Source organism: Bacillus suaedaesalsae (assembly GCF_016890225.1).
Classification (GTDB): domain Bacteria; phylum Bacillota; class Bacilli; order Bacillales; family SA4; genus Bacillus_BS; species Bacillus_BS suaedaesalsae.
In genome coordinates this window covers 13298-28172 of record NZ_JAFELM010000045.1, presented here as the reverse complement: position 1 = coordinate 28172, position 14875 = coordinate 13298, and the positions used below count along the sequence as shown (strand labels likewise).

13 protein-coding genes are annotated in these 14875 nt (G+C 35.8%); 12 read left to right on the top strand and 1 reads right to left on the bottom strand.

Annotated elements, in window-relative coordinates; translation table 11 throughout:
• The first annotated feature begins 45 nt into the window (after positions 1 to 45).
• The 12 genes from panB (at position 46) to JR050_RS19345 (ending at position 12200) form a co-directional block, all read left to right on the top strand.
• Complete coding sequence (gene panB, locus JR050_RS19400; RefSeq protein WP_204205314.1) at positions 46 to 882, top strand: 3-methyl-2-oxobutanoate hydroxymethyltransferase; 837 nt, start codon at positions 46 to 48, stop codon at positions 880 to 882.
• Positions 882 to 1727 carry a pantoate--beta-alanine ligase gene (gene panC, locus JR050_RS19395; RefSeq protein WP_204205313.1) on the top strand — a complete coding sequence of 282 codons (846 nt, stop codon included), beginning with the start codon at positions 882 to 884 and terminating at the stop codon, positions 1725 to 1727. Before panB ends, panC begins: the two co-directional genes overlap by 1 nt.
• Positions 1728 to 1764: 37 nt before the next feature.
• Positions 1765 to 2148 (top strand): aspartate 1-decarboxylase, encoded by a 384-nt coding sequence (panD, locus tag JR050_RS19390; RefSeq protein ID WP_204205312.1) that lies wholly within the window; start codon positions 1765 to 1767, stop codon positions 2146 to 2148.
• Positions 2149 to 2515: 367 nt separating this feature from the next.
• Complete coding sequence (gene dinG, locus JR050_RS19385) at positions 2516 to 5332, top strand: ATP-dependent DNA helicase DinG (protein ID WP_204205311.1); 2817 nt, start codon at positions 2516 to 2518, stop codon at positions 5330 to 5332.
• 302 nt (positions 5333 to 5634) lie between these two features.
• Positions 5635 to 6486, top strand: a complete 852-nt coding sequence (locus tag JR050_RS19380; protein ID WP_204205310.1) for a ComEC/Rec2 family competence protein — start codon at positions 5635 to 5637, stop codon at positions 6484 to 6486.
• Positions 6487 to 6853: 367 nt separating this feature from the next.
• Positions 6854 to 7024: a YpmA family protein gene (locus JR050_RS19375; protein WP_204205309.1), complete on the top strand. Its 171-nt coding sequence runs from the start codon at positions 6854 to 6856 to the stop codon at positions 7022 to 7024.
• A gap of 11 nt (positions 7025 to 7035) precedes the next feature.
• The gene (locus JR050_RS19370) at positions 7036 to 7506 is read left to right on the top strand and encodes a peptidase M4 (RefSeq protein ID WP_204205308.1); all 471 of its coding nucleotides are present in this window, start codon (positions 7036 to 7038) and stop codon (positions 7504 to 7506) included.
• 15 nt (positions 7507 to 7521) lie between these two features.
• Positions 7522 to 8709 (top strand): pyridoxal phosphate-dependent aminotransferase, encoded by a 1188-nt coding sequence (locus tag JR050_RS19365; RefSeq protein ID WP_204205307.1) that lies wholly within the window; start codon positions 7522 to 7524, stop codon positions 8707 to 8709.
• Between the two features lie 151 nt (positions 8710 to 8860).
• Positions 8861 to 10153, top strand: coding sequence for an asparagine--tRNA ligase (gene asnS, locus JR050_RS19360; RefSeq protein ID WP_204205306.1), 1293 nt, complete (start codon positions 8861 to 8863; stop codon positions 10151 to 10153).
• Between the two features lie 205 nt (positions 10154 to 10358).
• A complete protein-coding gene (locus tag JR050_RS19355; RefSeq protein WP_239454494.1) occupies positions 10359 to 11006 on the top strand; it encodes a DnaD domain-containing protein in 648 nt (215 codons plus the stop codon).
• A 23-nt stretch (positions 11007 to 11029) separates the two neighbouring features.
• Complete coding sequence (gene nth / locus JR050_RS19350) at positions 11030 to 11698, top strand: endonuclease III (protein WP_204205305.1); 669 nt, start codon at positions 11030 to 11032, stop codon at positions 11696 to 11698.
• A complete protein-coding gene (locus JR050_RS19345) occupies positions 11682 to 12200 on the top strand; it encodes a YpoC family protein (protein ID WP_204205304.1) in 519 nt (172 codons plus the stop codon). The genes nth and JR050_RS19345 overlap by 17 nt, the downstream gene beginning before the upstream one ends.
• Before the next feature lie 84 nt (positions 12201 to 12284).
• Here JR050_RS19345 and JR050_RS19340 read toward each other — a convergent pair whose 3' ends face one another.
• Entirely contained in the window at positions 12285 to 14825 is a 2541-nt protein-coding gene (locus JR050_RS19340) for a transglycosylase domain-containing protein (protein ID WP_239454493.1), read from the bottom strand.
• Positions 14826 to 14875 lie beyond the last annotated feature (50 nt).

The following is a 14875-nucleotide window of genomic DNA, read 5'->3' as shown; positions in this document are numbered from 1 at the left end:
TTTACATTGGTTCATTTGTTACCTCTCTAAAAAGGAGGAGAAGAAATGAAACAAACAAAAACATTTATTAAAATGAAGCGTGACAGTGAAAAAATTACGATGTTAACAGCTTACGATTTTCCATCTGCGAAATTAGCCGAAGAAGCAGGAATTGATTTGATTTTAGTCGGTGATTCATTAGGAATGGTAGTGCTCGGATATGAAAATACAATTCCTGTAACAGTAGACGATATGATTCATCATACAAAGGCTGTAAAACGAGGAGCTAAAAATACATTTATCGTAACAGACATGCCATTCATGTCCTATCACATTTCTAAAGAAGATACATTACAAAATGCAAAACGAATGATACAAGAATCAGGTGCACACGCCCTTAAGCTCGAAGGTGCCGGAGAAGTTATCGAACTAATTTCACTCCTAACAAAAGGTGGCATACCAGTAATGGCGCATCTTGGCTTGCAACCTCAATCGGTCGCTGTACTAGGTGGATATGCAGTTCAGGGGAAAGACGCAGATAGTGCTAGAAAATTAATTGAAGATGCGAAGAAATGTGAAGAAGCTGGTGCATTTGCGGTAGTATTAGAATGCGTACCCAAGCAATTAGCTGAGGAAATTTCTAAAGAATTAACAATCCCTACAATTGGAATTGGTGCGGGAATGAACGTCGATGGCCAAGTACTTGTATTCCATGATGTAGTCAATTTTGGTGTTGATAGAGTACCGAAATTTGTTAAGACATATACAGATATTAATACGTCTGTTAAACAAGCGATCATTCAATATATAGATGAAGTCAAACAAAGTTCATTCCCGAATGAAGAGCATTCTTTTACGATGAAAGAAGAAGAGCTATTGAGTTTATATGGGGGAAAACAATAGTGGAAATCATTAAGACGATAAAAGAGATGCAGCAAAAAATTGAACAACTGAAAAAAGACGGTCAAACTATAGGGTTTGTACCAACAATGGGTTACTTACACGAAGGACACTTAACATTAGTTGAAGAAGCACGAAAGAAAGCAGATATTGTCATTATGAGTATCTTTGTCAATCCACTTCAGTTTGGTCCGAATGAAGATTTTGACAGATATCCTAGAGATATAGAGAGAGATGAAAGGTTAGCAAATCAAGCTGGAGTAAACTTTTTGTTTTATCCAGAAGTTAGAGAAATGTATAAAACGGAGATGTCATTTCACATTACCGTGAAGGGTCTAGCTGATGTTTTATGTGGAAGTAATCGACCGGGACACTTTGATGGTGTTGCTGCTGTGTTAATCAAACTATTTAACATTGTCCAGCCACACTTTGCATTTTTTGGAATGAAAGATGCACAACAAGTAGCCGTTGTAACATCATTAGTTGAACAATTTAATTTCCCAATTGAAATTGTACCTGTTCCAACGGTTAGGGAAGAGGATGGATTAGCTAAAAGCTCTAGAAATGTCTACTTATTAGAAGAGGAAAGAAAAGATGCAACTGTCCTTTTTCAATCATTACAGCTTGCAAAAGGGCTGATCAAAGCTGGTGAGAAAAACCGTGAGAAAATTCAAAGTGAGATGAAAAGATATATCAATCAACACTCAAGTGCTTCTATAGACTATGTTGAAATTTACACCTTCCCAGACTTAAAGCCCTTACAATCTTTAAGTGGATTGGTTTTAATTGCCGGTGCGATAAGGTTTACAAATGTAAGACTAATTGATAATATGACTATTGATATATAGTTTGTCACTTCAAGAAGGAGACAAGGGGGATATTCACATGTTTCGTACAATGATGAATGGGAAAATTCATCGTGCCCGTGTAACGGAAGCGAATTTAAATTATGTTGGAAGTATTACTATTGATCAAGATATATTAGATGCTGTTGGTATGGTAGCTAATGAAAAAGTACAAATAGTAAATAATAATAACGGTCAACGTTTTGAGACATATATTATTTCTGGTGAAAGAGGTAGCGGAGTTTGTTGTCTTAACGGAGCTGCAGCAAGGCTTGTACAAGTAGATGATGTTGTAATTATCATCTCATATGCATTAGTACCGGAAGAAAAAGTAGCAACACATCACCCAAAAGTAGCAATTATGGGTGAAAATAATAAAATTGTCGATTTACTATCTCATGAGCCTGCTGCAACGATTATGTAATCATAAATTAACGAACCCTAGGAACCCTTATTATGAGGTTCCTTTTTAATTTGGCTCTGTTAAAGTACAGTGTTGATTTTTAGATTAGTGAAGGGTGCGAGACTCCTGCGTTCGAAGCCAGACAGGTGAGACTCCTGCAGGAGAATAGCAACGAGGAGGCTCACCAACTTCCGTGGTATCCGGCAAGTGCCCTCTTAGTAAATCAACATTATTAACAAAGTCCTTAACCTTAATAAATATACTAGAAATCACTATACTAATGGTAATAGTTTATATATGTATAATTGTAGTATGATACAATTGATCCTATTGCTACATAGTATTTTATAAAGATTTGTTTAGCTATTATAGTATTACCGAGGTGGTAATGATGAATAAATTTGTTGTAGTTGATTTAGAAACAACTGGTAACTCTCCGAAAAAAGGTGATAAAATCATCCAATTTGGTGCTGTTGTTTTTGAGAAGGGTGAAATAACACATACCTATTCTACATTTTTAAATCCGGATCAGCCTATTTCTCCGTTTATTGAACAATTAACGGGCATTAACGATAAAATGCTAGAGGATGCTCCTCTTTTTGAGGAAGTTGCACCTATTATTGTTGAATTATTAGAGGATGCTTATTTCGTTGCACATAACGTATTATTTGATTTGAGTTTTCTTCAAGAAGAGCTTAAACAATCTGGACATGAACAGTTTTTAGGCCCTGTACTAGATACAGTTGAAATGTCTCGATTCTTATTTCCAAAGTTAACTAGTTATAGATTAGGTGGTATAGCAGAGCATTTCAATTTTAATCATGACCGTCCGCATCAAGCAGATAGTGATGCAGAAGTTACTGCGTTGTTGTTAGGGAGATTACTAGATAAATTACAAGAACTACCGTACGTAACCTTAAAAAAACTGCTTACAATTAGTGCTAATTTTACAAGTGATCTCGAGGAATTAATTGAAGAACTTGTAACCCAAAAAGAAAAAAAACAACATGAAGATATTTTGCAGTTTGATGTACATAGAGGAATTGCATTAAGGAAAAGGAAGGAAGTATTCCAGCCTCAAGATCAAGTTTCAGGACAATTCTCATATTCAAGCATACGGCAGCTTTTTCGAGATTTTGTTATGACTGAGAGGCTTTTTTCACATGGTGAGCTTCGTAGTGAGCAATTACAAATGATGGATATTATCCAAAATGCTTTTCATGATCATGAGCATTGTGTCATTGAAGCGGGAACAGGACTAGGCAAAACTGTTGGATATCTTATCCCCGCTGTGATTCATAGTCTTACCACTAGAAGACCCGTTGTAATAAGTACATATTCAGTAGAGCTTCAAAATCAGCTTATAGAGCGTGACTTCCCGGTCATTACTGAGTTATTTCCATTTAATATTACAGCAGTAACCTTAAAAGGAAGAAGTCATTACATAAGCCTATCAAGATTTGAAGCTCAGCTGAAACAAGTTGACAATAACTATGACAGTAATTTAACAAAAGCAAAAATACTAGTATGGTTAACGGAGACTTCTACTGGGGATATTGATGAAATTAATTTACCCTCTGGTGGACACATATTATGGGATAAATTGTCGACAGATTTCCCTGAGGAAAAAAATCATAAAGATCCGTGGCAATCACGCTGTTTCTATCGGTATACCAAGACACGTGCAGAAGAGGCTCAGATTATTATTACAAATCATGCACTATTTTGCAGAGACTTGATTGATGAGAAAACTCTTCCCTCCTATAATGAAGTCATTATTGATGAGGCTCATCACCTTGAAGATGTCGTAAGTGAATATTTAGGCAAGCAACTTGATTATGTAACGATTCACTATACGTTAGGGCGTCTAGGGAATAAAGATGATGCCGGTATTATCAGTAGTTTGTATAAAATATGTAAAAAGAAAGATGTCCAAATAAGTTCCTATATACAAATGCTGCAAGACAAGAAGAATGTCCTAAAAGAGGAAATGGATGACTTATTTAGAATGTTGAGATCTTTTGTGCTAGAGAAAACAAGTAAGGAAAGTCGAGATAATGGGCGTAGAAGCTACACATTTCAAAGTGGGATGGAAAAGGGTTCCACATGGAATGCCATCTTAGAGTGTATTGATCGAATTAAATTTACGATTACAGAAGGTGTAAGAGAAATTGAACGAATGAGCCAGCAAATGGAACATGAAATGCTAGATAGAAGCTTTCAAGTAACTTTCCTTTTATCTGAATTACAAAAAATTGCTGAAACCATGCTGAGTTGGAAATTAACATTAAATCAATTATTTTTCGGTGAGAATGATAACCGAGTGACATGGATTGAAGTGGAAGAAAAAGGAGCTCTTAATTCAACCTATCTATACGAACAACCATTGTTTGTTTCTGATACGTTAGCAGATAACCTATTTGGGAAGAAAAAGAGTGTCATCCTTACATCTGCAACATTAACAACAAAACAAACCTTTACTTATATTAAAGCTCGACTGGGACTGAATGATTTTAATCCAACCTGTATTTCACTATTATCACCGTTTAACTATGAGGAACAAGCCCAAGTGTTAATTCCAACAGACCTACCAAATGTGAAGGATGTAACTGGAGAAGAATATATTTATGCGATTTCAACTCATATTTCTGCTATTGCAAAGGTAACCAAAGGTAGAATGCTTGTGTTATTTACCTCGTACGATATGTTGAAGAAGACCTTTTACACCGTAAAAGATAAGCTTGGTGACGATGGGATTACATTATTAGGTCAAGGTGTTACTAGTGGAAGTCGTGCAAAGCTCTCAAAAACATTTATCCAAAGTGAGCATTCGATTTTATTTGGAACTAGTAGCTATTGGGAAGGAGTAGATTTTCCTGGTGATTCATTAAACTGTCTCATCATTGTAAGATTACCCTTTACTCCACCTAGTATGCCTTTATTCGAAGCAAAGGCAAGAGAAATAGAAGCAAATGGTGGAAACTCATTTTCTGATCTTTCTTTACCTCAAGCAATTTTAAGATTTAAGCAGGGTTTTGGTAGACTTATTCGCTCGAGACAAGATAAGGGTACAGTCTTTGTTTTTGATAAACGGATTGTGACAACGTGGTATGGAAGACAGTTCCTTGATTCACTTCCTACCTTATCTGTGAAAAAAGGAAGCTTGTCAAAGCTTTTGGTTCATCTTGAGGAATTTTTAAACTAGGCTTTGTTAAAGTATAGTGGTGATTTTTAGCTATATGTTGATTGTAGTGGAAGATCGAGACTCCTGTTGGGAGAAGTGGGGTAGATGACTCGTGAGACTCATGTAGGAGTTTAGCGACGAATGCTCCCATAGCACCAAGGAAAGCGAGTACCTTCCACGTACAACATTATTGTTTAACAGAGCCTTAAACTTACGTTGTTTGAAGAGAATATCGATGAAAAGCGATAAAAAAATAAATTCGGCAACATGATAATTTTCCTGAAATTGAGTACTCTAAAGCTAGACCACCTTGGAGGGATAGCATGAGAAAAGCATGTATATTTATTGTTTATGCTTACTGTTGCCTTTTTTTACTTACTGGCTATGAACAAGGCAGGGAAGTGCCAACTGAAATAGAGAAAGTTGACTTAAAATTGAATAATGAAGAGGTGGCCATAACCTTTCTAAGTCTGTCTAATGGAGAAGCGACATTAGTGCAAAATGAAAAAGGAGAAGGGCTATTGATTAATTCTGGGCACGAGGAATCACAACTTGAGTTGAAAAAATATCTTGATGTTTATGGAATAACTCAAATAAATACCATTGTTTTGACAAAGCTAGATCCTCATTATATGGGAAACCTTCATTACCTTATTAGTCAATATAAAATACAGCATGTAATTATTCCTTTTCTTTCAGAAAATGCTGCTCTACCTTCTGTAAATATTCCTAATAACAAATGGAAAGAAGGGGATCAGGATTTTGAACAGTTTGGCTTGTCAATACAAGTACTTCAAATTGATCAAGAAAATAAGGGCATGGATCTTTTACTTAAATATGGTGAGCATCGATTTTTATTTATGGCAAATGCAAATGAATCGCAAGAGCTTGAATTAACAAAGAAATTTAATCTTAAAGATGTAAATATCCTTAAGGTAGCTGAATTCGCTAAAAAGACAGGTACATCCCAGAGACTGCTTGAGGAAGTAGATCCACAAGTAGCGATTATCTTTCAAAGACGAAATAGCTATCCTAGTGCAGATGTTCTAGAAAGACTTCAATCTACATGGATCGATATTTATTACACAAAACAGTTTGGAAATGTAACTGTCAAGTGTAAAAAAGACAATTATGAAGTCATAACTTTGTCCGTTGAAAGTTTAAACCGTCTGTAAGCTCCAATTTATAAAAGGCTAAGTTTAATATCTATGTTGAGTTTATTTGAAGCACAGTTGATTATAGTGGAAGGGTGTAGTAAGAGACTTTACTAAGGTACACCACTCCCGTGGTAAACGCAGAAGTCAACATCATTAGTTAACAGATGGCTATAAAAAAAACCTGGTGCATGTTGCATCAGGTTGTACAATGTGGGTAGGAGAAAATTTTTAATATGAAAAAGTGTTGAATGTACGGTTTTACTAAATTAACTGTTATAATAGTGAGTGGTAGCAACAAGAACTTTCTTGTTGTCTGTACTAGTATTATTACCTTTATAAACTAAACATATGTTTAACAAAATTTGTGTTGGTGGAGGAAATGAAAATGGAGAGTAAAATTGAAATACTTTCAACTGTTCGAATCAAACACTCTTCGGACTTATATAAAATTGTTGATAGCTTAAATCGAACATTAAAAAGAGAAGATTTAATGTTTGGCCTCGCTCTTGACGAAAAAGACCAAGAGACAGCAATCTTCACAATATATAGAACGTAAGGATTTGGGATATGAAGAAGTGGATTTTTCTCGGTATTATTTTATTTGGTGTTTTCATTTGGTTCGGAGTACATACATATCAAAATGCTTTTGAATATCGCTATAAGCAAAGTTCAAAAGCAATTGAACAAGCTAAAGAAGAAGTACCTAACATAGAAATACTAGATGTTACTTATTTTAATGGTAATGAGTCTTATACAATTGTTCATGGAAAAATAGACGGAGAAGAACATATCGTTTGTGTACCGAATAATAAGAAGTTAGATATTATAGAAGTAAATCCTGAAAAAGGCATAACTGCACAAGAGGCTATTGGAATCGTAAAGGACGAAAGAAATCCATTAGAAATTAAAGCTGTAAACCTTGGAATTGAACAAAATATTCCAATTTGGGAAATTATCTATTTAGATGAACAAAATCGTTATTCTTATTATTATGTAACCTTTAAGGATGGTCAATTTATCAAAAGGTACACGTTATAAGGGGGACTTTAGGGAATGAAGTTGGCAAATCGTGTTGCAGCATTAACACCTTCCACAACACTAGAAATTACAGCAAAGGCACAAGAATTAAAAGCGCAAGGTCATGATGTAATTGGTCTTGGAGCAGGTGAACCGGACTATAATACTCCTGAGCATATCATGCAGGCTGCTATTATGGCCATGAAAGAAGGACATACGAAATACACTCCAACAGGTGGATTAAGTCAATTAAAACAAGCAATCATCGAAAAGTTTCAAAAAGATCAAAATATTTCATACAACCAAAAAGAAATTATAGTTTGTAATGGTGCCAAGCATGCACTATATACCTTGTTTCAAGTAATTTTAAATCCAGGTGATGAAGTTATTATTCCAACACCTTATTGGGTGAGCTACCCTGAGCAAGTAAAGTTAGCTGAAGGAAAGCCTGTCTATGTTGAAGGCTTAGAATCTAACTCATTTAAAATTACACCAGAGCAGCTTAAATCGGTAATAACAGATAAAACGAAAGCTGTGATTATTAACTCTCCAAGTAATCCAACTGGGATGATCTATAGTAAAGAGGAGTTACAAAAGCTTGGTGAAGTGTGTCTTGAACATGGATTATTAATTGTCTCAGATGAAATTTATGAAAAGCTTATTTACGGTGAAAATCACCATACATCTATAGCTCAAATATCACCTGATTTTAAGGAGCAAACCATTATCATCAATGGTGTATCGAAGTCGCATTCAATGACTGGGTGGAGAATTGGTTATGCAGCGGGGAATATGGCGATAATAGGCGCAATGACCAACCTTGCAAGCCATAGCACATCTAACCCTACTTCCATCGCACAATACGCGACGATAGCTGCCTATACTGGGCCACAAGATGATGTAGAAACGATGAGACACGCCTTTGAGGAAAGATTAACAATTATTTATGATAAGCTCATTCAAATTCCTGGATTCTCTTGTCTAAAGCCACAAGGCGCATTTTATCTTTTTGCCAATGTTTCAAAAGCAGCTGAATTGGCTGGATTCGATTCTGTAGATAACATGGTTAAGGCAATCCTTGATGAAGAGAAAGTCGCTTTAATTCCTGGTTCTGGTTTTGGCGCAGATGATTATGTACGCTTATCATACGCAACTTCATTATCTATATTAGAAGAAGCAATCGAACGTATACAATCATTTATGAACAGAAAAATGAATAAATAAAACGCGAAAGATCAGCTGATGTGATCGCTGGACTTCAAAATAGAAATTCAGTTTTTTGCATCAGTTTTTTCTTTACTTGAGGCAAAATGCACTGTTAGTATATAATGACTACATATTGAAAAGGTTTTTTATGTTTTAGGAGGAAAGATTTGTGAAAACTACGATTGCAGAAGTTGGAAAATACGTTGGACAAGATGTAACTATCGGAGCATGGATTGCAAATAAACGCTCTAGTGGTAAAATTGCTTTTTTACAATTACGTGATGGTACTGGATTTATTCAAGGTGTTGTAGTTAAAAATGAAGTAGATGAAAAAGTATTCGAAGCAGCAAAGTCGATTACTCAAGAATCATCCTTATATGTAACAGGGGAAGTAAGAGTAGACGAACGTTCTCCTTTTGGATATGAGCTAGGTGTAAAGGAAATTAAAGTGATTTCTGGATCAGTTGATTATCCAATCACACCAAAAGAACATGGTACTGAATTTTTAATGGACCACCGCCATTTATGGTTACGTTCAAAAAAACAGCATGCAGTAATGAAAATTCGAAACGAAATTATTCGTGCTACATATGAGTATTTTAACAATAACGGATTTGTAAAGGTAGATCCTCCTATTTTAACTGGTAGTGCACCAGAAGGAACTACAGAGCTTTTCCATACGAAGTATTTTGAAGAAGATGCTTACCTATCTCAAAGTGGACAATTATATATGGAAGCTGCTGCAATGGCATTAGGTAAGGTATTCTCATTTGGACCTACATTCCGTGCAGAAAAATCTAAAACGCGAAGACACCTTATTGAGTTTTGGATGATTGAGCCTGAGATGGCATTTTATGAACACGAAGATAGTTTAAAAGTTCAGGAAGAATACGTTGCATTTATTGTAAAATCAGTATTAGATAACTGTAAGCTTGAGCTTGGAGTGCTCGGGCGTGATACAAGTAAGCTTGAAAACATTACAGCTCCATTCCCTAGAATCAGCTACGATGATGCGATTCAATTCTTAAAAGATCAAGGTTTCACGGATATTGAATGGGGGGACGACTTCGGTTCTCCACACGAAACAGCTATTGCAGAAAGTTATGATAAACCAGTATTTATCACGAATTATCCTACTGCTTTAAAGCCGTTCTATATGCAACCACATCCAACACGTGAAGATGTTGTATTATGTGCTGACTTAATTGCTCCTGAGGGATATGGAGAAATTATTGGTGGTTCTGAACGTATTCATGATTATGAGCTTTTAAAGCAAAGAATACAGGAACATGATCTGCCAGAAAGTGCATATAAATGGTACCTTGAAACTCGTGAATTTGGATCAGTGCCTCACTCAGGATTTGGATTAGGTCTTGAAAGAACAGTAGCATGGATAAGTGGAGTAGAGCACGTACGTGAGTCAATTCCATTCCCAAGATTGTTAAATCGTTTGTATCCATAAAAAAGAGGATAAGCTCTCACCTAGAGAGCTTTTTTCCATTATTTGAATTTCAACCATTGAACAATAGAACATGCTATAATGAAAAAGTGATCGAAAATCTATATGCTATCCATCTAAATAAAAGACTTTTCTTGCATGTAACGTATCACGAGCAATGAAGGTCTTTTTCTAATTGTTTATAAAAGTAATTGAAGAGGTGAAATGGTTGAAAAAGGATAAAATGATTGAGTGGTATGAACAAGGAAGTGTAGCCATTCCACGTCAACTTCTTAATAACTATACAAGACTAGGGTTATCAGAGAGTGAATTAATTCTTATTCTTCACGTTCATTCCTATATTGAGAGCGGAATTTCTTTTCCCACACCTGATGAAATTGCATCAAAAATGACCATTTCTGTGGACAAGTGTATAGAAATTTTGAGAAAATTGATGCAAAAAGGATTTTTATCCATTGAGGATCGAGATATTGCTGGAGTTCGTGGAGAAAGGTACTCATTACGACCTTTATGGGAAAAAATGATGATGTTATTTTTTCAGGATACAAAGGAAGAGAATCAGCTTGAACGCAGAACCTTGGAGTCAAAGCTTTACTCTATCTTTGAACAGGAATTTGGTAGACCGTTATCTCCAATTGAAATTGAAACATTGTCAATATGGCTAGATCAAGAAAATCATGAACCTATCATCATTAAAGCAGCATTAAAAGAAGCAGTGCTATCAGGAAAAATGAACTTTCGATATATAGATCGAATCTTATTTGATTGGAAGAAAAATGGTGTTAAATCTGTTGAAGATGCAAACAGACATGGCGAAAGAATTAGACAAAATCAATTTAAAGGGATTCATAAATAACGCTAGTTTGAAGGGGTGAGGGGATGTTAAACAAACAACAAATTCGATATGTGTTAGATACGATGGGAGAAATGTTTCCAGACGCGCATTGTGAGCTCAATCACTCGAATCCATTCGAATTAGTAATTGCAGTTGCATTATCTGCTCAATGTACGGATGTACTAGTAAATAAAGTAACAAAAGGTTTGTTTGAAAAATATAAAACACCACAAGATTATTTAGCTGTTACAGAGGAAGAATTACAACATGACATTCGTTCAATTGGCTTATTTCGTAATAAAGCAAAAAATATTCGAAAGCTAAGTCAGTTACTACTAAGTGAGTATGATGGAATCGTACCGAAAGATCGGGATGAATTAACAAAATTGCCTGGTGTTGGGAGAAAAACAGCTAACGTAGTAGTATCCGTCGCGTTTGGTGAACCTGCAATTGCTGTAGATACACATGTTGAACGTGTTAGTAAGAGATTAGGTATCTGTAAATGGAAAGACTCTGTCTTAGAGGTAGAGAAGACGCTAATGAAGAAAGTTCCAAAAGTAGAATGGTCAGATACGCACCATCGTTTAATCTTCTTCGGGCGTTATCATTGCAAAGCACAAAATCCCAATTGTAAGGAATGCCCTTTGTTAGACTTATGTAGAGAAGGGCATAAGAGAATGAAGGGAGTAAAGAACGTTGAAGCAATTAGTTAATATTACATTACCTTCAACCTATTATCCTTCCATTTTTTATTCTTCAAATAATATTGAATTTGAGTATAACAATCAATTATCGGATGTGTTACAATCACCATTTATATATGATCTTTTAGATCAATTTGAATCGAATCATTATAAGCCATGGGAATCTCGTGAAGAGAGCTTACCGTTTATCTTAAAGGAATGGGAAAAGGATAGGCAAAAATTAACTGATCTATTTAGTGCAAGAAAGAGAAAAGAAGCAAAACCTATTGCTCTCAATTGTATCTCATTATTCTTTATGGCAGTATATTGGACAAATGAAAAGTCAGTTCAATCTGTTAATCAACTTGAAGAACCTATAACCAATTTAAAAATTAAGCCAGTAAATTGCGTTGAACGTTTAACTTATATTTTAAATGCCCCAGATCATTATCATTCGTTTATTCAATTAACGCAGTTATTTGATGAGTTAAATAAACAGTTTCATAAATCTATTTTCATGCAAAAAAAATAGCTGTTATTACAACATTATTGTTGTATCACAGCTTTTTTTGTAAACAAAAATGGCTAGCATTTCACTAGCCATTGCTTAATAATTCTATCGTTTAGGTAAAACTACTCCTATTCCAATGGGTAATCCATTGTCATTTCCTTGGCCATTTCCATCACCATTGCCGTTACCATTTCCGTCATCTCCACCATCATCTTCACCACCATCATCTTCGTTATCATCATCGTCACCAGGGATAATGTCAATTTCGTCCTCAATTTTAGCTGGGATGGTGATTGTAATTTGGGCTGGGTCACTTCGGTTTTCAGAATCTTCTTCCCTCAGTGCAGTAACTGTGAATGTGTATATTGCTTCTGGTATAGCATCTTTCATAATTAAGCCTAATTCCTTCACAGTGCCTATTGGTGTAAATGGACCTTCATCCACTGACGCTTGAACCTCGAATACGATGCCTTCGCGTTTATCTTCTGGATAATCCCACTTTAACGTTACTTCACCTTTTTCGTTATCGTAATTGATCGTTAAGCCACTTACAGCATCGAGCTTATTGTAAGTTTCGGATACTTCAGTTGGTTCAGTTCCTTTAATGAAATATTCTTTTACAATTTGGTCCTTTGGAGTATATTCACTCGGTAGCTTAGGTGGATTAGAACCTTTTTCTACCCCTACTAGAACCACACTGCTCGGTTTTTTAAAGTCAGGCGTTTCTTTACCTTTAGAGACTTCCTCCATAACAGACCTGAAAACTTCCTTCGCTAAGGCTTTCTCTTTAGAACTTAGAATATAATTTTCTTCGGTTGTTTCTTCATATCCAGTCCAAACCGCAGCGGTATAGAGTGGGGTATAGCCAGCAAACCAAATATCGCGAACTCCACCAGATTTAATATTAAATTTTTCTTTTGTTTTTGCATCAAAGTTTGTTGTACCTGTTTTACCTGCAATCGGAAGACCAGATACAGCGGCACTTCTTCCCGTACCAGACGTTACAACAGATTTCATCATGTCAGTAACCATAAAAGCTGTAGATTCTTTCATTGCTTTTACTGGTTCTGGTTTTAAGCTTATCTCTGTATCATCCATAAACACAACTTTCGTTACGGTATGAGGTTTATTATACTGACCTCGGTTACCGAATGCACTAAATGCACCAGCAAGCTGCATAGGGGAGACACCGTCAAATCCACCGATAGCATAGGATTCTTGCACAGCTCCTTTAAACGAAATGCCAAGTTTCTCAGCGAATTCCCCTGCACGTTCTGCGCCGACTTCTTTCATGGCTTTTATTGCAGGGATATTTCTTGAATCAGCGAGCGCTTCTCGTATAGACATTTGTCCTTTGAATTTTCCGTCGTGATTTCGTACAGATTGACCACTAGCGTATTTGTAAGGTTCATCTACAATTTGTTGATATGTTGGCCACTGTAGGTGTTCAATGGCTGGACCGTAGTCTAAAATTGGCTTGATTGTTGAACCAGGCTGACGTTCAATAGCAGTTGCAAAGTTAAATCCACGTGCAACTTCGGAATTACGTCCACCACCAATTGCTCGTATTTCACCTGTTTGTGTATCTAATAATACAATACCAGCCTGAATTTCTGTTTCTGGAAATTTTACAATCTCATTGGACTCAAGTACTTTTTCTACGTGAGTTTGTGCTGCAGGATCTAACGTTGTATGAATCTCTAACCCAGCAGTAGAAATATCTATATCTCCTAACTCAGAAACTTCTTTAATGACCTGGTCAATAAAGGCATCGTAAGGATTTGGATCCTTCGTTGTTTGTACTAGTGATTCTTGTACAGGTATTTTCTTTGCCTTTTCAGCATCTTCGTTTGAAATAAATCCATGTTTCGCCATTAACGTTAATACAATGTTTCTTCTTTTTTCTGCTGCTTCTGGATGGTTAAATGGATTATAGTTATTTGGACTTTGAGGCATACCCGCAATTAAGGCTGCTTCATGAAGTTCCAGTTCATTTAACTTTTTACCGTAATAAGCTTCTGCAGCAGTTGCCACACCATATACGTGGCCGTAAGAGTTTACTTTAGATAGATAAATTTTATTCACATACATCTCAAGGATTTGTTCTTTTGAATATTTTTGTTCAAGTCGAACAGCAAGCCATTGCTCTTGAAGTTTACGTTCAATTGTTTTCTCTGGTGTCAGGAAAGAGTTCTTAACAACTTGTTGTGTAATGGTACTTGCTCCCTCAGCTCCAAATCCATCTTGTACGTTAGCGATAACAGCACCAACTAAACGTTTTACATCTATTCCATTATGTTCATAAAACCGTACATCTTCTACTGCAATGATAGCATGTTCCATCAATTTTGGTATTTCCTGATAGGTTACATGTGTCCTTTTCTCTAGTCCAACCTCTGCAAATTTATTTCCATCTTTATCGAATAGCTTTGATGATGCTCCATCTTTTAAGAGAGCCTCATCAAGTGGGGGAGCATCTTTTACAACAGCAAAAAATGTGACCCCTCCTGCTACCATCCCAACTACTCCAAGTATAAGTACTGCAAGTAAGATCTTTTTAAATAAAGTATGATTTCCTTTAGTTTTGCTTTTTTTATTTTTCTTCTTTGCTTCTCTAAGCTCTGATCTCGTTCGATTTTCTGCCATAGAAAATTCCTGCCTTTCTAACTAACAAATAAGTGTTTTTCTCAACTTCG

What these genes read in the sequence shown, in the direction of transcription:
- panB (WP_204205314.1), top strand. Translation starts at nt 46, where the DNA reads ATGAAACAAACAAAAACATTTATTAAAATGAAGCGTGACAGTGAAAAA.
- panD (WP_204205312.1), top strand. Translation starts at nt 1,765, where the DNA reads ATGTTTCGTACAATGATGAATGGGAAAATTCATCGTGCCCGTGTAACG.
- dinG (WP_204205311.1), top strand. Translation starts at nt 2,516, where the DNA reads ATGATGAATAAATTTGTTGTAGTTGATTTAGAAACAACTGGTAACTCT.
- JR050_RS19380 (WP_204205310.1), top strand. Translation starts at nt 5,635, where the DNA reads ATGAGAAAAGCATGTATATTTATTGTTTATGCTTACTGTTGCCTTTTT.
- JR050_RS19375 (WP_204205309.1), top strand. Translation starts at nt 6,854, where the DNA reads ATGGAGAGTAAAATTGAAATACTTTCAACTGTTCGAATCAAACACTCT.
- JR050_RS19370 (WP_204205308.1), top strand. Translation starts at nt 7,036, where the DNA reads ATGAAGAAGTGGATTTTTCTCGGTATTATTTTATTTGGTGTTTTCATT.
- JR050_RS19365 (WP_204205307.1), top strand. Translation starts at nt 7,522, where the DNA reads ATGAAGTTGGCAAATCGTGTTGCAGCATTAACACCTTCCACAACACTA.
- nth (WP_204205305.1), top strand. Translation starts at nt 11,030, where the DNA reads ATGTTAAACAAACAACAAATTCGATATGTGTTAGATACGATGGGAGAA.
- JR050_RS19340 (WP_239454493.1), bottom strand. Translation starts at nt 14,825, where the DNA reads ATGGCAGAAAATCGAACGAGATCAGAGCTTAGAGAAGCAAAGAAGAAA.